Annotated in this window: 14 protein-coding genes; 7 read left to right on the forward strand and 7 right to left on the reverse strand. The window is 64.6% G+C overall.

Annotation, left to right across the window (positions count from 1 at the left end):
* Positions 1–76 precede the first annotated feature (76 nt).
* The gene (locus AC1AV0_RS10190; protein WP_476573657.1) at positions 77–1780 is read right to left on the reverse strand and encodes a PH domain-containing protein; all 1704 of its coding nucleotides are present in this window, start codon (positions 1778–1780) and stop codon (positions 77–79) included.
* A complete protein-coding gene (locus AC1AV0_RS10195) occupies positions 1780–2430 on the reverse strand; it encodes a PH domain-containing protein (protein ID WP_476573659.1) in 651 nt (216 codons plus the stop codon). Before AC1AV0_RS10195 ends, AC1AV0_RS10190 begins: the two co-directional genes overlap by 1 nt.
* A gap of 137 nt (positions 2431–2567) precedes the next feature.
* Here AC1AV0_RS10195 and AC1AV0_RS10200 point away from each other — a divergent pair, with 137 nt between their 5' ends.
* Complete coding sequence (locus AC1AV0_RS10200; RefSeq protein ID WP_476573661.1) at positions 2568–3845, forward strand: sensor histidine kinase; 1278 nt, start codon at positions 2568–2570, stop codon at positions 3843–3845.
* On the opposite strand, the gene AC1AV0_RS10205 is transcribed toward AC1AV0_RS10200, so the two are convergent.
* Positions 3820–4548: a response regulator gene (locus tag AC1AV0_RS10205; RefSeq protein WP_476573663.1), complete on the reverse strand. Its 729-nt coding sequence runs from the start codon at positions 4546–4548 to the stop codon at positions 3820–3822. The genes AC1AV0_RS10200 and AC1AV0_RS10205 overlap by 26 nt on opposite strands.
* Before the next feature lie 149 nt (positions 4549–4697).
* Between AC1AV0_RS10205 and AC1AV0_RS10210 the strand changes: the two genes are divergently transcribed.
* The gene (locus AC1AV0_RS10210) at positions 4698–5795 is read left to right on the forward strand and encodes a diguanylate cyclase (protein WP_476573665.1); all 1098 of its coding nucleotides are present in this window, start codon (positions 4698–4700) and stop codon (positions 5793–5795) included.
* A gap of 124 nt (positions 5796–5919) precedes the next feature.
* Complete coding sequence (murA, locus tag AC1AV0_RS10215) at positions 5920–7245, forward strand: UDP-N-acetylglucosamine 1-carboxyvinyltransferase (protein WP_476573666.1); 1326 nt, start codon at positions 5920–5922, stop codon at positions 7243–7245.
* Positions 7246–7532: 287 nt separating this feature from the next.
* Here murA and AC1AV0_RS10220 read toward each other — a convergent pair whose 3' ends face one another.
* Positions 7533–8822: an MFS transporter gene (locus tag AC1AV0_RS10220; protein WP_476573668.1), complete on the reverse strand. Its 1290-nt coding sequence runs from the start codon at positions 8820–8822 to the stop codon at positions 7533–7535.
* 109 nt (positions 8823–8931) lie between these two features.
* A complete protein-coding gene (locus AC1AV0_RS10225) occupies positions 8932–9597 on the reverse strand; it encodes a TetR/AcrR family transcriptional regulator (RefSeq protein WP_476573670.1) in 666 nt (221 codons plus the stop codon).
* Positions 9598–9765: 168 nt separating this feature from the next.
* On the opposite strand from AC1AV0_RS10225, the gene argS reads away from it, so the two are divergent.
* The gene (gene argS, locus AC1AV0_RS10230; protein ID WP_476573672.1) at positions 9766–11592 is read left to right on the forward strand and encodes an arginine--tRNA ligase; all 1827 of its coding nucleotides are present in this window, start codon (positions 9766–9768) and stop codon (positions 11590–11592) included.
* A 124-nt stretch (positions 11593–11716) separates the two neighbouring features.
* Positions 11717–13333, forward strand: a complete 1617-nt coding sequence (locus AC1AV0_RS10235) for a diaminopimelate decarboxylase family protein (protein ID WP_476573675.1) — start codon at positions 11717–11719, stop codon at positions 13331–13333.
* 72 nt (positions 13334–13405) lie between these two features.
* Here AC1AV0_RS10235 and AC1AV0_RS10240 read toward each other — a convergent pair whose 3' ends face one another.
* Complete coding sequence (locus tag AC1AV0_RS10240) at positions 13406–13927, reverse strand: PTS sugar transporter subunit IIA (RefSeq protein ID WP_476573677.1); 522 nt, start codon at positions 13925–13927, stop codon at positions 13406–13408.
* Positions 13928–14045: 118 nt separating this feature from the next.
* Positions 14046–15602 (reverse strand): N-acetylglucosamine-specific PTS transporter subunit IIBC, encoded by a 1557-nt coding sequence (gene nagE / locus AC1AV0_RS10245; protein WP_476573679.1) that lies wholly within the window; start codon positions 15600–15602, stop codon positions 14046–14048.
* Positions 15603–15955: 353 nt separating this feature from the next.
* Between nagE and AC1AV0_RS10250 the strand changes: the two genes are divergently transcribed.
* Complete coding sequence (locus tag AC1AV0_RS10250) at positions 15956–17272, forward strand: homoserine dehydrogenase (RefSeq protein WP_476573681.1); 1317 nt, start codon at positions 15956–15958, stop codon at positions 17270–17272.
* A 136-nt stretch (positions 17273–17408) separates the two neighbouring features.
* Entirely contained in the window at positions 17409–18449 is a 1041-nt protein-coding gene (gene thrB, locus AC1AV0_RS10255; RefSeq protein WP_476573683.1) for a homoserine kinase, read from the forward strand.
* Positions 18450–18463 lie beyond the last annotated feature (14 nt).

An 18463-nucleotide genomic window follows, 5' to 3' on the forward strand; every position in this document is an offset into this window, starting at 1 on the left:
CGATTCCGCTGCGCTTCGCTCAGGATGACGAAGAGGGCTCGCTCAGGATGACGCGTAGGGTGAACTCTTTGTCCGTTTAGGATTCCGGTGCCGCCCATTCGGCCAACTCATCGGCGTGCTCGCCGCGGATGGCGTGGAATCGCAATTCGCTTTGTCCGTTCATCACGAACAGTGGCATGAGCACCCGTTCGACGTTTTTCTTACTGCGCCACGGCGTGGTGGTGCGGCTCACGCTTTGCACGCGTGACCTCCGGGTGAACATCGTGCGTTCGCTGAGCGCGCTCGCGCCGGTGACCGCAATGCGCCGATCAGTGCCGGACGGCAGTTCATAACCTTCCGTTCGTGCTTTGAGCCAACGGCAGGCGATCCACAAGACGGTCGCGATCACACCGGCGGCCGTCGCCCACCGCCACGGATTGCCGTACGCGGGCCGGTCCGGGAACGTAGTCAGCGCGGCGGCGAGGAACACCATCGTGACCAGCGTGCCGACCACAGTCGGCGTGGCCAGATAGTAACCCTCCAATCCCCGGCCGGTGCGGATGACGTTCGGCTTTCGCACATCCCATTCGGGCAGCATATCCCGCAGGGCGTCCCATACCCGCGTATCACTGATGACGGGCAACACGTTCGTTCCCATCATGGCTTCGGCGTCGCCGGACGTCGCGGTGTTGGTGCTGAGCCCCACCTCCGCCGAGCAGAGGTGCAGCGCTTTGCGCGGCAGTGATTGCTTGATGGTGATGGTCTGGATGCGGTCGACGGGGATGGTCATGGTCCGGCGGGTGAACAGGCCTCGCGTCACCACCAGATCGTTGCCGCGCCGCCATACTTCAAACCCGTAGAAGCGCAGCATCGCGGTGACGACGCTGACCGCCAGCAAGACCACGACCACCGTCAACGCCAACGCCACGATGGCGAGCACGCCGTGCGCGACGAAGCCTCCGACGGAATCCGTGGCCACGTCGACCCACTGCGACGGCACAAGATCCTCCAGTTGCTGCACAAAACCCAAGATGACCAATGCAGCGGCGAAAATGCCGATATCGGTGGTCGCGAACAGGATGATGTCGCGCACCGACGCGCGAAACACCGGCCGATTGGTCGCACGAGAATCAGCCGCATGGAGATCGGCACCGTTTGCGGCGGACGATGTGCTGCCGGTGTTCCTGTCAGGAGCGCCGTTGAACATACTGCCAGCCAAACCGGTGGGTGCATCACCGTTCGCGCCAGCGGACACATCACTAGTCATGCCGCCGTAGATGGTCGGAGCGCCGATCTGCACAGCGGCCTGCGTTCCGGCATTGGCCGTATTGGTCGCAATCTCCCCGTTTGCCGCCTTCCGCAACCGTTCCAGCTCGAATGGCAGTTCCACAGGAACCGCGTCCAGAGTGATGTCGACGTCAGCCATGCCTCCGGACGCGACGGTGATGCGCACCACGTTGAACGGCCGCATATACCACGGAGTCGTCGCGGTGATTGCATGGATTCGGTCGTAGCCGATCGCGCGGCGTTTGCGGAAGAACAGTCCGGACCGGAACGACAGACCGTCGGCATCCAGCCGATAGCGTGTGTTCAGCCAGATGGTCACCGGGCGGATGAGTATCACCACCGCGGCCAACACAAGTAGCGCCCACACCCACGGGCCGAAATCCTGCAGAATAAGCCGAATCGTCACAAGCAGCGACAGCGTCAGACTCACCATCGTGGTCACGGAGTCGACCAATTCCACAACCAGCGCGGTCGGATGCAGACGCCGCCATACGGGTTCGCTCTGCCCGCTCATCACAGATCCTCCTTCGCGGCGAGCACGCGCGCGGTGATGGTCTCCACCACCCGCTGCGCCTCGTCGACATCCAACGCCTCGATGGTGTGCTCGCCCACCGCGGTGTGCACGGTGACCGCCATCAGGTCGAAGGCGCGCAGCACCGGCCCCTGCTTGGTATCCACATGCTGCACGCGGTTGAACGGCACCGTGGTGGTCGAACGCATCAGCCAGCCCTTCTTGAGCACCAGCTCGCGCTCGCCGATGGCGAACCGGTTGAACGCATACTGGTAGGCCGTCTGCAGCGGCTGCACGGCCAGAGATGCGATATCCAGCGCGGCGATGCCGCCGATGATCAGCCCCGGCCAGAATCCCCACCAATCGTTGACCAAGCAGACCACGACGGCCACGACGCAGCACGCCAGCAGCACAACCGTCGCAATCGCCTGGTTGAGCATCCACACCCGCTTCACGCGGGGCGGCAGCGTGCGCCACTGACGCGACTGTTCCCCCGCGGAACCCTCCGTGCCAGTCCCATCCGTTTCTGGCGAATCGGACATATCCGGCCATTTCTGCGGTTGAATCTGCGGATGCGTCTGCGATTCGGATAGCGGGTCGTGCATGGCTCCTCCCTGGGCGATGCGGTTATCGGCTTGCTGCTGGTATTCCATACGCTTCACTGTATGTGCGTCCGGCGGTCCGTCCGCCCGGTTGTACACGTGCGTGGACAGCGCGGGGCTGTGGCCGATCCAGCAGATAAGGTGGGGTGAGAAACGGGCGGATGGTCCGCAGGAACGGGAGACCAGACATGGATGTGCGTGTGGCGGATGGCTGGCGACGGCTGAAACAATGGTGGCGCGAGACGGGATTCCTCTCCAATGCGTGTGCGGTCGGCATCGTGGCGATGTTGCCGCTGATGGTGCTCGCGCCGCCGAAAACCCCGGGTGACATGTTGGGAATGCTAGCCGGCATCGCGCTGCTTGTGGCGCTGCCGTATATGCCGCAGGTGCTGGGGCCGGCCGGTCTGCCGCTGTGCCTCGCCGGAACTTGGATGAGCGCCACATCGCCGATGGACGTCGGCGTGGTGATCGTTTCGTTCTGCCTGTTCATTGCGATCGGCTATGCGCTTCCCGGCTGGGTCAGTGCCGCGGTGGTGGTCGTGTATGCGTTGGCGGAAACCGTCTGTTCCGTGTATTTCGGCGCGCATGGCGCGGCGGTGACCGGTGTGCGCGGCTTTGTGCAAGGGTGGATCGACGCGGGGCGCGAGATGGGCGCGGCGCCGCCGCCGAACGCGGCAGATCAGCCCGGACCGCTGGCGCTGCTGGTCAGCGGAACGATTATCTCCATGATCGTCAGCGGATTCGCCGTGATTCTGGGCTATTCGTTTAGTTCGGACGCGGCGGCCAACGCTCGGCTCGCCCGCGCGGAGGCGATGCTGGGACGCATCACCCGCGAACAGGAGATCGCCCATATGATCCACGATTCGGTGGCCAACGACATGTCCACCATCGCGATGCTCACCTGGCGTGCCAAAGGTGTCGAGGACGACACGCAGATTCTCGACGCGATCTACGAACGCTCGTATCACGCGCTCAACCGCGTGCACGAGGTCGTCGACATCCTCAATGGCAAACGCGAGCTGGATCCGCCGAACCCCGCCGCCGAAACGCCCGCGTTGGACGTCGCCATCGAGAATCTCATGGAGGAGCAGGACAGGCTGCTGCATATGCTGGGTTTCGTCGGCTCGTCGCATATCGAAGGTGACTTGCATTCGGACGCAAAGGTGGACGATTCGTTGCGCGAGATGGTGATGGCGCTGCTTGAGGAATCCTATGCGAATACCGTGCGCCACTGCGCGCCGTCCGAAGGTGAGGCCGGCTACAGCATGGTCGTCGACCTCGACGGCGACGTGATCCGCATCACCGCGACCAATCCAATCTCACGCGAACCCGCGGTATTGCGCGGCCTACGCCACGGGCGCGGACTGTCGCTGCACCGCACGGCCGTCGAATCGCTGGGCGGCATGCTCGCCGCCAGCGTTCAGGATGGCGTGTGGATTCTCAACGCCCGGATTCCAACCAGATAGCAATCGCGTGGGCGAGCGAGTTCGCTCCCAACTTATCCACCGCGCGGTGCGCGTGCGTGCGCACGGTCGACGTGGCGACGCCCCACTGCGTGGCGATCTGCTCGTAGGACATACCGCGCGACAACAGATGCAGCGTCTCCGCCTCCTTCGCCCCCAACTTGGGCGCGGAAGTCTGCTCATCGTCGAACAATCCGGCATCCGACGAATCGGGCCGCCCGGCTGTGGAGCTGAGCGTCAGCCGTTCGTGCGCGCGCTCGGCGGTGAGGAACACGGTCGATGAAGTGGGATCCGGATTGAACACGCCGCCTGAGGCGATCGCGCGCAATGCTTGGGCGAGCTGCGGCACATCCGCTTTGGACACGATGCCTTGCGCCCCGGCCTCGGCGGCCTGCTCGGCGTAGGTGCCCGTCGCGAAAGCGGTGATCGCCAACAAGCGCACGCGATCGGTACGGGTGCGAATCTTGCGGCACACGCTCACGCCGGTCGACTCGCCCAACGACATGTCCACCATAAGTAGACGGGGGCGGGTGTCGGGATTAAGCGCCTTGGCGATGGCCTCCTGCGCGCCGCTCGCGCCCCACATCCACTGCGCGCCCGGCAACAATTGCGGCAGAATCCCCTTGATCGCGAGCAGAGCCATACGGTCGTTATCCACCGCCGCCACCGGCACCGGCAGCGGCATTGTCCCCTTCGATTCACTCATACGCTCCAGTGTAACGGCGGTGCGGCGGTTGCGATGCGATACGGCGGCGGCCAATGTTGAACGGATGCCTTATCGTGGAGGAATCAGCATCAAACCGACATTCCGAGCGTGCGCCAGCCGTGCCCCGGATCGAACGAAGGCTCCCCAAGATGAGTGATTTCGAACCGTTCTACGATGTGAATCTGACCTATGAGGACAATTACGCGCAAGGCCCGTTCGGAGCGTTCGCCGGGGCGCTCGCCGAGACGGGCGATGCAGCCGATACTCCCGCCGAATCATTCCTCGGATTCCCCGTGAACCTGCCGTTCGGCATCCCCGCCGGTCCGCTGCTCAACGAACGATACACCACGGCCGCGTTCCGCATGGGATTCGACTTGGCCGTCTACAAAACCGTGCGTTCGCGCGCGTGGGGCTGCAACGCCTTTCCGAATGTGCTGGCCGTGCATCCGCGCTCCGCGGACGGCTCTCTGACGCCGGGGTCGGCGGAATTGGATGAAGGCGTGCTCGCCGACACCAACTACGAGCTGCCGATCTCCATCTCGAACTCCTTCGGCGTGCCCAGCCGCGATCCCGACGTGTGGCAGCCTGATATGCGCGAGGCCATCGCCGCCGCCGGAGCGGGGCAGCTGCTCGTGCCGAGCTTCCAGGGATCGCGCGTCGAGGGGATGGATGAGGCCGCGTACATCGCCGACCACGTCACCACCGCCCGATTGGTGTGCGAAACCGGCGCGGAGCTGATGGAAATGAACACGAGCTGCCCGAACGAAGGGCACAACCGGCTGCTATGCCACGATCCTCAACTGGTCGGGCGCATCACCGAAGCCGTGAAGAACGAAATCGGCGAGCGGCCTCTGATCATCAAACTCGCCTACATTCCCGACGACGACGCCTTGGAAACTATGGTGCGCGAAACCGCGGCGCTTGGCCGCGTGCAGGCGTTCTCGACGATCAACACGATCTCCGCGCGACTGGTTGACGCCGAGGGCAACCAGGCGCTGCCCGGCGCGGGGCGTGAGCGTTCCGGCGTGTGCGGCAACGCGATCCGCGGCGCGGGACTCGACATGGTGGGCCGTCTCGCCGCGATCCGCGAACGGCTGGGGCTGGATTTCGCGATCATCGGCGTGGGCGGCGTCATCGAACCCGAGGATTACAGCGCCTATCGGAAGGTCGGCGCGGACGCGGTCATGTCCGCGACCGGCGCCATGTGGGACGCGACGCTCGCCCGCCGCATCAAAGCCGCCCGCTAGCCGCGGCTCACACCCGTTCCCCAAAAGGTTCATCCGATGGCGCATTTCACGGGCCGAACACAAGCGATATGGCAGACTGAGAAATAGTGTTTTCGCGAAAGCCCGAGAGTCGAAAGAGGTAGCTGTGGTCGAGAACGAAAATGACGTGCTGCATGTGGTGGGCGGAAAGCCTCTGAACGGCACCATCAAAGTGCGCGGCGCGAAGAATTTCGTGAGCAAGGCGATGGTTGCCGCGCTGCTGGCGCCGGGCACGTCGGTGCTGAAGAATGTGCCGGAGATCCGCGATGTGCATGTGGTGTCGGATCTGCTGCGTCTGCACGGCGTGGATGTGGATGTGAACGGCGACAAGGGCATCGTCACCATCAACGCGACGAACGTGCAGCTGGCCGACGTGGCCGATGTGGACACGCTTTCCGGCTCCTCGCGCATTCCGATCCTGTTCTCCGGACCGCTGCTGCACCGTTTGGGCGAGGCGTTCATTCCGGCGCTGGGCGGCTGCAACATCGGCGGTCGACCGATCGACTTCCATCTGGAGACGCTGCGCAAGCTGGGCGCGAATGTGGATAAGGAACATAAGGACGGCATCCACATCACCGCGCCGAACGGCTTGACCGGCGCGAAGATCCACCTGCCGTACCCCTCCGTGGGCGCGACCGAGCAGACGTTGCTCGCCGCGGTGCTCGCCAAGGGAAAGACCGAACTGTCCGGTGCCGCGACCGAGCCGGAGATCATGGATCTGGTGGCTGTGCTGCAGAAGATGGGCGCGATCATCTCCGTGGATGTGGACCGCACCTTCCGCATCGAAGGCGTCAAGGAACTCAAGGGCTACACGCACACCGCGCTCACCGACCGCATCGAGGCCGCGTCCTGGGCTTCGGCGGCGCTGGCCACGCACGGCGACATTTTCGTCAAGGGCGCCACGCAGCCCGAGATGATGACCTTCCTGAACGTGTTCCGTAAAATCGGCGGCGAATTCGACATTACGGACAAGGGCATCCGCTTCTGGCATCCGGGCGGCGATCTGAAGCCCGTGGCCATCGAAACCGATGTGCACCCCGGCTTCATGACCGACTGGCAGCAGCCGCTGGTGGTGGCGCTTACCCAGGCGAACGGCCTGTCGATCGTGCACGAAACCGTGTATGAGAACCGTTTCGGATTCACCAAGCCGCTGGTGCAGATGGGCGCGACGATTCAGCTGTATCGCGAATGCCTGGGCTCCCTGCCGTGCCGCTTCCAGCAGCGCAACTACAAGCATTCCGCGGTGATCTTCGGCCCCACGCCGCTGACCGGCCGCGATATCGAAGTGCCGGATCTGCGCGGCGGCTTCAGCCACCTGATCGCGGCGCTGACGGCCTCCGGCCCGTCGAATGTGCGCGGTATCTCGCTGATTGACCGTGGCTACGCCGACTTCCGCGGCAAGCTCGCCGCCCTCGGTGCCGACGTCGACTGATTTTTGGACGTTGAAGCCGCTAACGAGAAACCGTCGTTGACCACATGAATGGTCGGCGGCGGTTTCTTATATCGACGCGGCGGCAACGAGTTTCAGTCAGTGACGCAAATTACGCGGGAAACGCCTGACCTCCATAAAAACGCCGCTGAGCGCGAGTCAGCGGCGTTTTTTACGGAGGTCCGCTGTTTGCCGCGTAAAACCCTTCGCTGAGTGTGCGTCAGCGAAGGGTTTTACGCGAGGTGGTGTGGCTAAGCTGGGCGGCTGTCCGACTCAGTCGTCCAACTGACTCAGTCGTCGAAATGGCGGAAGATCGGGGTGCCGACGATGGTGAGCAGAATCATGGCCAAGCCGGAGGCAAGCAACACGGCCGCGACGGGGAAGTGGTCGTAGGACCAGCCGTACACCAGTTGACCGAGCGGTTGCGCGCACATGGACAGCGCGCTGACCAGCGACATCACCTTGCCGGTCATCTCCTGCGGCGTGCGCAGCTGGATGGCGGGCATGGCGATGAGATTGGTGAAGCTGCAGGCGATCACCACGGCGCAACTGAACACGATCAGAGCCACGAGTTTTGCCCAATTGCCGATCGGCAGCAAGAACGCGATGCCCTGCGGGATAAGGGCGAACGCCAGCGCGTACAGTGACGGCGCCATATGCTTGATGCTGAGTCTGCTGGCGACCATGCCGGCGATGAACGCGCCCGCCACGCCGGCCACGCCGAGCAGCCCGTCGCTGAAGCCGTAGACGGTGGCGTCGAAGCCAAGCGCGGTGCGGATGATGTAGGGGAAGCCGACTGACGAATAGCCGTTGACGACGAAGTTGAGTATGGCGGCAAACAGCATGAGTTTGAAGATGTTCGGGCGCTCGCGTGTGAGGAAGCGGATGCCGGCTTTGAGATCGTCGAACGGTGAGGGTTGCTCGCAGGCCGGCTCGGCGGTGGCGTCGCCGCGCGGGTCGCCGAGGCGGATGAAGCATTCGAGCGCGGCGGCGAGCGCGAAGCTCGCGACGGTGACGCCCATCATCAGGTGGATGCCGAAGAACGCGTACAGCACGCCGCCGAGGAAGCTGGGCAGCAATGCGCTGAGCTGCTGCACCTGGTTGACGACGGCCATGCCTTGGCGCAGCACGTTGGAGCCGTGATTGCGCAGCAGCTGGGGGAGCGCGGCTTGCACGGTGGGGGTTTCGAACGCGCCGAGCACGGCGAGCAACACCTGCATGGTGGCCACGGCTGCGATGTTGAATCCGATTCCCGCGAACACGAGGGCGCACGCCAGCACCAGCGCGCCGGATGCGGCGTCGAGCGCCACCATGATGGTGCGGCGGTTCACGCGGTCGGCGAGCACGCCGCCGAACGGGGAGAGCAGGATCGTCGGCACGATGGACATGGCGAGGATGGTGGCAAATATGGTTGCGGAGCCGGTTTCGTCAAGCACCCACATCGACATGGCGAAGCGCAGCATCATATTGCCGAACAGCGAGATGCCTTGGCCTGCGACCAGCAGAACAAAGTCGCGCGATCGCAGTGGGTGGGCGGTATCGGTACCGGTGGTGTCTGTACGTGGGCGGTTGCGAAGCATCGGATCCTCCTTACATACCGACCGGCGGTATGAATAAATGTGTTGATGTTGGTTTATCGGTTGTCGGGACGTGCTGTGGTGGGGACTCTTACTGCGCTGTCAGTTCGGCCTACGCTTCGTCGGCCGGTGCTTCGCCTGGGCCGAGGTATGCCGCGTAGCCTTCGGTGAGTTGGTCGATGAGTTCGTCGGTGAATACCGGAACGTCAAGCGAATCGCAGATTCGGGCAAGCGCTTCGACGCGATGCCGCAGCTCGGGCTGGGTGGCGGGGTAGAAGGTCGGCGCCAGCCAGTAGTTGGTGAGCAGTGCGAGAATCTGCGCGGCTTCGCGCGGGTAGTCGGTGGTGATCGAGCCGTCGTCGATGCCCGCGTCGATCAGCTCGAGGAACCTGTCGGCCACATAGGTGCGCCATGCCTTGAGATTGGCGGCCAGTGTGGTGGGGTCCTCCATGGTGGGGTAGGCCTCGCCCATCAGCCGCATATGCGGCGCGTCCGACACCGATCCGGCGAACAACGCCCGCATGGCGTGCAGTCCGTCCAGCGAGTCGTCGTTGCGGATGGGGGAGGCTTTCATGCGCTGGCTGTCCTCGTCGCACAGAGCGTCGAGAATCGCCTGTTTGGAGGCGAAGTGGTGGTAGATCGCGCCTTTGGAGAGGTCGCCGAGCTCGTCGATGATGTCGCGCATGGTGGTGCGCTCGTATCCCTTGGTGAAGAACAGTTTCTGCGCGGCATCGAGAATGCGGCGGCGGGTGACTTCCGGATGCGCGTTGCGTGCCATGTGCCTCGTCTCCTGTGAATGCGTTCGCCGCTGATGGCGATGGCGGTTGATATCCAGTATACATACCGCCGGTCGGTATGTATATCGTGCGTCTCGCGAAACCGCCAATCTGTCCATGTTGAAGTCCAGTGGAGCGGCGGTGTCGCTTGTCTCAGTAGACTGGGGAGAATGAGTCCTGAAGCGTTAAGTGCACTGATTTCCACGATTGCCCACAAACTGGTCGCCGCCGGACAGGCCGGCCAGCTCACCGACGACCTCATCCCCCCGGTCGACAAGCTCGCCGTCATGCGCCCCAAGGATCGCGCGCACGGCGACTGGGCCTCCAACATCGCCATGCAGCTGGCCAAGAAAGCCGGCATGAAGCCCCATGATCTGGCCGAGCTCTTCGCCGCTGAACTGACCGCCGACCCCGGCATCAAGTCCGTCGAAGTGGCCGGCCCCGGCTTCATCAACATCACCCTCGACTCCGCCTCGGCCGCCGCCGTGGTGGATTCCGTGCTCGAAGCCGGCCAGGCCTTCGGCAAAAACGACCATCTGGGCGGCGAGACGCTCAACCTCGAATTCGTCTCCGCCAACCCCACCGGCCCGATCCATATCGGCGGCACCCGTTGGGCGGCCGTCGGCGACTCGATGGCCCGCGTGCTCGAAGCCAACGGCGCCAAGGTCGTGCGCGAATACTACTTCAACGACCACGGCGAGCAGATCAACCGCTTCGCCAAGTCGCTGGTCGCCGCCTGGGCGCACGACAACAACCTCAGCGAGCTCGGCTACAACACCGAAACCCCCGGCGACGGATACAAGGGCGCCTATATCAACGAAATCGCCGCCCGCGTGCAGGCCGAAGCCAAGGCCGACGGCGTGGATCTCACCACGCTCGAGCACAGCGACGGCGGCCTGGACGACGACGGCCTGCCCGTCGGCGAGGGTGATTCCGCCCTGCGTGAGGAGTTCCGCAAGCGCGCCGTGCCGATGATGTTCGACGAGATCCGCAAGTCCATGAAGGACTTCCGTGTGCGGTTCGACGTGTGGTTCCACGAGAACAGCCTGTACGAGACCGGCGAGGTGGAGCGTGCCATCGACGACCTGCGCGAGCGCGGCGACATCTACGAGAAGGACGGCGCCACCTGGTTCGAATCCACCAAGCATGGCGACGACAAGGACCGCGTGATCCTGAAGTCCAACGGCGAATACGCCTACTTCGCCGCCGACATCGCCTACTACCGCAACAAGCGCAAGCGTGAGAACGATCCGGCCGACGTGGCGATCTACATGCTCGGTGCCGACCACCACGGCTACATCGGCCGCATGATGGCCATGTGCGCCGCCTTCGGCGACGAGCCGGGCAAGAACATGCAGATCCTCATCGGCCAGCTCGTCAACGTGATGAAGGACGGCAAGGCCGTGCGCATGTCGAAGCGCGCCGGCAACGTCGTGACCCTGGACGACCTCGTCGAGGCCGTCGGCGTGGATGCCGCCCGCTACTCGCTGGCCCGCACCGACTACAACTCGCCGGTCGACATCGACCTGAACCTGCTCGCCAGCCACACCAACGAAAACCCGGTGTACTACGTGCAGTACGCGCACGCCCGCTCCTGCAATGTGGACCGCAACGCGGCCGCCGCGAACGTGAACGCGGAGACAGCCGACCTGTCCCTGCTCGATACCGAAGCCGACGGCGAAGTGCTCGCCGCGCTCGCCCAATGGCCCGCCGTGCTGCGCGAGGCCGGCGACAAGCGCGCCCCGCACCGCGTGGCCCACTACCTCGAGGATCTGGCCGCCGCCTACCACAAGTGGTACAACGTCGAGCGCGTCGTGCCGATGGCCCTGACCGAACCCGAGGAACGCCTGGACGACGCCGCGCGCGAGGCATTGCGCATCGCCAAGAACCCCGAGCCGGCCCGCGCCGCCGCCCGACTGAAGCTCAACGATGCGGTCCAGACCGTCATCGCCGCGGGCCTCGACCTGCTCGGCGTCGAAGCGCCGGAGAAGATGTGACGGCGGCCTAAGCCCGTCCACAACCTTTCCAAATCATCGCCGCGGCCAACGGTTCCAACCGTCCGCGGCGATGCCGTAATCGTCCCGCCGAAGAACGCAAGAGAACGCAAGAAGGAACGAAGACATGCCCATCACCCCCATCTGGCCCGAAGCCGCGGCTGAGAACGAGAACGGCGAACTGACCTTCCATGGCCGCACCGCCTCCAGCCTGCTCGGCGAATTCGGCTCGCCGCTCTACCTCATCGACACCGATGAGGTGGCCGCCCGCGCCCGCCGCTTCGTGCGCGCCGCCGCCGACGCCTTCACCACCTCGACCACGCATGTGAGCTTCGCCGGCAAAGCGTTCCTGTCCAAGGAGATCGCGCGCATCGTCACCGAAGCGGGCATGCTCGTCGACACCTGCACCATGGGCGAGATGCGCATCGCCCTCGCCGCCGGCGTGCCCGGCCGCCGCCTCGTGCTGCACGGCAACAACAAATCCGACGAGGAGATCGCGCTCGCCATCAGCGAGGGATTCGCGAAAATCGTGGTCGACGAGCCCAACGAGCCCGAGCGCATCGCCCGCATCGCCCGCGGCCTCGGCAAGCGCGCGCGTGTGATGCTGCGCGTCACCGCCGGCATCCACGCGGGTGGACACGAATACATCTCCACCGCCCATGAGGACCAGAAGTTCGGCGTGCCGCTGCTGGCCGCCGGTGCCGACGCGAGCGTGCTCGACGTGCTCGACGATCTGGACTCCGTCACGCCCGCCGTCACCAACGCGCGGATCGCGCAGAGTGTGCAGAGTGCGAACGGTGCGATTGGTGGGGGAGTGGATGATTCCGCCGCGTCGGATTCCGGTGCGCGAGACCTGCGATACGACGTGAAATACCCGTACGACCTGAGCCATGAGGAGATTTCCGAGGCGGACCGCGCTCTCGCCGCCGCCATGGAGACCGTGGCCGACGGGCCGGCGCTCGCCGTGCTCAAGGACATCCTCACGCGCCAGGAGGATCTGGAGCTGGTGGGCATCCATTCGCATATCGGCTCGAATATCCACGAGGCCGACGCGTTCATCCAGGCCGCCAAGCGCATGATGCTGCTGCGCAAAACCTTCTACGCGACCGACGCCTACACGCTGCCCGAGGTGGACCTCGGCGGCGGCTACTCCGTGGCCTACACGGACGGCGAGGACCGTATGGACGTCGAGGCCGAGCTCAAGCGTCTGGCCGAGGCCGTGCTGGCCGTGAACCGCGCGTTCGGCATGCCCATGCCGGCCGTCAGCTTCGAACCGGGCCGTTGGGTCGTCGCGCCTGCGGGCGTGACGCTGTACCGCGTCGGCACCGTCAAGCATGTGCATCTGGCCGACGCGCGGGACCGTGCCGGCGAACCGATCGACGAGCGCGTGTACGTCTCCGTCGACGGCGGTATGAGCGACAACATCCGCCCGGCCCTGTACGGTGCCGACTACACCGCGCGGCTGGCGAACCGTGCCGGCGCGAGCGAGACGATGCTGGCCCGCGTGGTCGGCATGCACTGCGAATCCGGCGACATCGTCGTGCATGAGGTGCGGCTGCCCGCCGACGTGACGCGCGGCGACATCCTCGCCGTGCCGGTCACCGGCGCGTACGGGCGCACGATGGCCAGCAACTACAACCAGGCGCTGATCCCCGCTGTCGTTGCGGTTTCGCACGCCGACGCGCATGTCATGATGCGTCGCCAAACCGTCGACGACCTGCTCGCCCTGGACGTCAGCGAATAGAAGCGCGGAACATAGAAAACGGGGTTTCTCTCATTGGAGAGGGACCCCGTTTCGTATGGGAAGAAGACCTCGCTACTTGGTGGTCATCGTGCCCAATGCGGTGCCGGCGGTGGTATCGCCGGCAGTGGTGAGGTCGAGGGCGGCGATGGCGTCCGGATTGGTGAACACCACGATCACGTCGGTGGGTTTGCCGGCGGCCTTCACCGCCTCGAGATCGACTTTTTCGACGGGCTCGCCCGCGGCGACGGTCTGACCTTGGGTGACCAGCATCTCGAATGGCGCGCCGCCCAACTGCACGGTGTCGACGCCGATATGCACCAGCACTTCGACGCCGCTGGGGGTGGTGATGCCCACAGCGTGCTTGGCATCGGCCACGGTGGTCACCGTGCCGGCGACCGGCGCGAGCACCGTGCCCGAAGTGGGCACGACGGCGAAACCATCGCCGAGAATCTTGGCGGCGAAGGTCTCGTCAGGCACTTCGGTGACGGGCTTGAGCGCGCCGTCGGTGGGAGCGACGACCGGCTCGCCGGCGGGAGTCGCCGGGGTTTCGGGCGCGTCGTCGCGGTGAAACAGGGAAGAGAATAAGCCGGCCATAAATCAAGGTCCTTTCGGCTGTGTTCGTGTGGATTGATGGATTGAAAATAATTCCGCGGCCGGGCGAATCGGATATGAAATCCGCTCGGCCCGGCCGCGGAGACTGAACCTATCTCACTCAGGCTTTCTGATGGATCTCCTCCATGGCGTCGGCCACGGCCTGCACCTGGGTGCCGACCACAACCTGGATGTTCTTCGCGTCAAGCACCTTGACGCCCGGAACACCGGCCTTGCGGATGGCGTCGAGATCAACCTTCGAAGTGTCGTGCACGCCCATGCGCAGACGGGTCACGCAGTTCTCGATGTCCACGATGTTCTCCTTGCCGCCGAGGGCGGTGTAGAGCGTGTTGGCGAGAGCGACATGCTTGTCTCCGGCGGGAGCGGCGGCCTTCTTGTCTTCGGCGCCGGTGTCCATGATGCCGGCCACGGCGGCGGTCGCCGCGTCATCGTCATCGCCACGGCCCGGGGTCTTCATGTCGAACTTCTTGATCAGGAAGGTGAACAGGAAGTAGTAGATGATCGCGAAGACCACACCCTGCAGAATCAACATCCACGGCATGTTCGCCTGCGGCACGCGCAGGGACAGGAACCAGTCGATGAAGCCCGCGGAGAAGTTGAAGCCTGCGATCCACTGGAAGGAGGCGGCGATGAACACCGACAGGGCGGTGAGCAGCGCGTGCACCACGTACAGCGGGAAGGCGGCGAACATGAAGGAGAATTCGAGCGGCTCGGTCACACCGGTGAGGAAGGCGGCGAGACCGCCTGCCAGCATCAGGGAGCCGACGGCCTTCTTGTTCTCGGGCTTGGCGCAACGGTAGATGGCGAACGCGCCGGCGGGCAGGCCGAACATCATGATCGGGAAGAAGCCGGCCTGATACATGCCGGTGACGTACTCGCCCCACGGATGGAAGCCGCCGGTGGCGAGGGCCGCCGGGGTGGCGCCGTCAAGGCCGCCAACGCCGTTCCAGAACTTGGTGATATCGTCGATGCCGGCCAGGTTGAACCAGAACACGTTGTTCAGTGCGTGGTGCAGACCGGTGGGGATAAGCAGACGGTTGAAGAACGCGTAGATGGCGGCGCCCACGGCACCCATGCCCATCAGGGACTCGCCGAACCAGACCAGGCCGTTGTAGACGACCGGCCACACGAAGAGCAGCACGAGCGAGATGACCGACATAATCGCGGCGGTCAGGATCGGCACGCAGCGGCGGCCGGAGAAGAACGCCAGGAAGTCGGGCAGTTTCGTTTTTCCGAACCTGTTGTAGAGCGCGCCGGCCACACAGCCGACCATGATGCCGAAGAACACGTTCTTGTTGCCGATGGCGCCGGCGGCGAAGGCCGGGTGGTCGGTGGCGATGGTTTCGGCGTCGAAGCCGAGGAACATGCTCGCGGAGCCCATGATGGTGGTGACGGTCATGAAGCCGACGAGACCGGAAAGCGCGGAGGCGCCGTCCTTATCGCGAGCCATACCGATGGCGACGCCGACGGCGAACAGCAAGCCGAGGTTGTCGAGGATGGCGGAGCCCGTTTTGCACAGATACGCGGCGACGACGTTATTGCCGCCCCAGCCGCTCGGGTCGATCCAGTAACCGATGCCCAGGAAGAGTGCAGCCGCAGGCAGACACGCAACGGGCAGCATAAGCGCGCGACCAAGTCGCTGGACGTATGCTTTCATTCCTAATCCTCCCTCTTGAGGGTTATGAGCGGTGAATTGTTCTTGCATGACCTTTCTCTCTGTCCGCCGCGTTTCCTCCGCCTTTGGATTCAACGGACGGGCGTGCCAAGCAGCACCGCTTCAATTGACCATGGTACGGCAGCAAAAGGGTCGTGTCACCCAATTCGTTAAGATTCTTTCCAATTTGTGTGGGGTGCAAGCCACCCGTTGAGTCGCTTAAGGTAACGGGCAGTTGGGTTTGAGGTGATTATGAGGTGGTTTGGTATTTTTGTTAGAGGACTTATTCATACGGCGTGTCGGATTCGGACCGTAGAATGGCCCAGGTAATCGCCGGATGCGAAGGAAGGACCCCCGTGGCATTTGAGAACGAAACCCCGATCCGTGTAGGACTGCTCGGCGCAGGCACCGTCGGCTCGCAGACAGCCCGCCTTATCGTCGAACAGCGCGACGAGCTCGCGGCCCGCATCGGACGCCCGATTGAGCTGACCGGCGTCGCCTGCCTCGACCCGGCCGAAACCGACCCCTTCCCGTGGATCGACAAGTCCGTCGTCACCACCGACACCATGCATGTGGCGACCAACTCCGACATCGTCATCGAGCTCATCGGCGGCACCAACGTGGCCCGCACCTTCGTGCTCGCCGCCATCGAATCCGGCGCGTCCGTCGTGACCGCCAACAAGGCGCTGCTCGCCAAGTACGGCCCGGAGATCTACGCCGCGGCCGAAGCCAAGGGCGTCGACATCTACTTCGAGGCCTCCGTGGGCGGCGCGATCCCGTTCCTGCGCCCCCTGCGCGAATCCCTTGTGGGCGACAAGGTGACCAGCATGCTCGGCATCGTCAACGGCACCACCAACTACATCCTCGACGAGATGACCACCAAGGGTCTGCAGTTCGACGACGTGCTCAAGGACGCCCAGGCCAAGGGCTACGCCGAAGCCGATCCGACCGGCGACATCGAAGGCTATGACGCCGCCAACAAGGCCGCCATCATGGCCACGCTCGGCTTCCACACCAATGTGGGCATCGACGACGTGACCGTCGAGGGCATCACCAAGATCACCGCCGACGACATCGCCGCCGCCACCGCCGAAGGCAAGGTCATCAAGCTGCTCGCCGTGGTCGAGAATGGCGAGGCCGGCGTCTCCGCGCGCGTCTACCCGGCGCTAATTGACGAATCGCATCCGCTCGCCTCCGTGCACGGCTCGTTCAACGCCGTGTTCGTCAAGGCCGAGGCCGCCGACGACCTGATGTTCTACGGCCGCGGCGCGGGCGGCGCCCCCACCGCCTCCGCCGTGGTGGGCGACGTGGTCACCGTGGCGCGCCATATCGCCGCCGGCACCACCGGCCCGTCCATCCCGCTGTACAAGGACCTGCCCAAGGCGCCGATCAACGCCTCCAAGGCCGCCTTCGCCGTGCGCTTCCTCATCCACGACAAGCCGGGCGTGCTCGCCTCGATCGCCAAGGAATTCGCCGACCACGGCGTGTCCATCAACGGCGTGAACCAGGATCTGAAGCCCACCATGACTGACCCCGGCTATGACGGCGAGATCCAGCAGCTGCGTCTGGTGACGCATCTGACCGACGAGGTGACGCTGCGCGAAACCGTGCAGGCCGTCTGCCAGCTCGACTGCGTGACCGGCGAGCCGTCGATCCTGCGCGTGATGGACTGATCGTTCGTCATCGAAAATCGATAACAGATACGTTCCGTAGGTTGTCATCAGGCTGATTTGAAGGCCGGCAGCCTACGGAACCCAAATCCACCTACGGAACTCGCGTAGGACGCAACAAACGCGGCAGGAGAGACCCATGACCCCAGTGTGTTCCAGTGTGACGGTGCGCGTGCCCGCCACCAGCGCCAACCTCGGCTCCGGCTTCGACACGGTCGGTCTGGCGCTCGACTACCACGACGAGCTCGTGTTCACGTTGAGCTCCGACCCTGCCGACACGAGCGCGCATGTGGTCATCCACGGCGAGGGCGAGGACACGCTGCCGCGTGATGAGACGCATCTGGTGGTCTCCACCTTCCGCCGCGCATGCTCCACGTTCGGACTTGGTCGATTCGGCTTCACGCTGGAGGCGACCAACAACATTCCTCAGGCGCGCGGCATGGGTTCCTCCGCCGAGGCGATCGTCGCGGGCATCGCGGCGGCCGCCGCCTTCGCGCAAAGCGGCGAACTCAACCGTGACGCCATCTTCGAACTGGCTGCGAATATCGAAGGACACCCCGACAACGTGGCGCCGGCCGTGTACGGCGGCCTGACCGTCTCGTGGGATTTCGAAACTGGCGAGGGCGTCGGTTCCGTGCCGATTCCCGGCGGCGAACCGCTGCATGGCGGCTTCCACACCGTGAACTATCCGGTGGATGCGGCCGTCACGGCGGCCGTGTTCGTGCCCGACTACGAGCTCTCCACGGAAAAGGCGCGTCAGGCGCTGCCCGGGCAGCTGCCCTACCGTGACGCGATCTACAACGTCTCGCGCGTGGGGCTTTTGCCCGCCGCGATGAATCCGCGTGTGCTCGCCCAAGCCTCGGGCGAGGGCGAGAGCGCGGAAGCGCTGGAGAAGGCCGCGCGTGAGGCGAACGCGCTGCTGTTCAGCGCGACGCAAGACAAACTGCATCAGCCGTATCGCGCGCCGCTGATGGCCCCCTCATGGGAATTGATCGAAAACTTCCGCGCCAAGGGCTATGCGGCCGCCGTGTCCGGCGCGGGCCCCTGCGTGCTGGTGCTGCATTACGGCGACGCGCGTGAGGCCATCGATGAGGTGGCCGCCGAACAGCTCGCGTCGGGCCACTGGCGCGTGCTACACCTGCCCATCAACGCCGTCGGCGTGGAAGTGAAGCGCGCTTAGGCGTTACCGCCATG

The organism is Bifidobacterium sp. LH_558 (assembly GCF_056356295.1).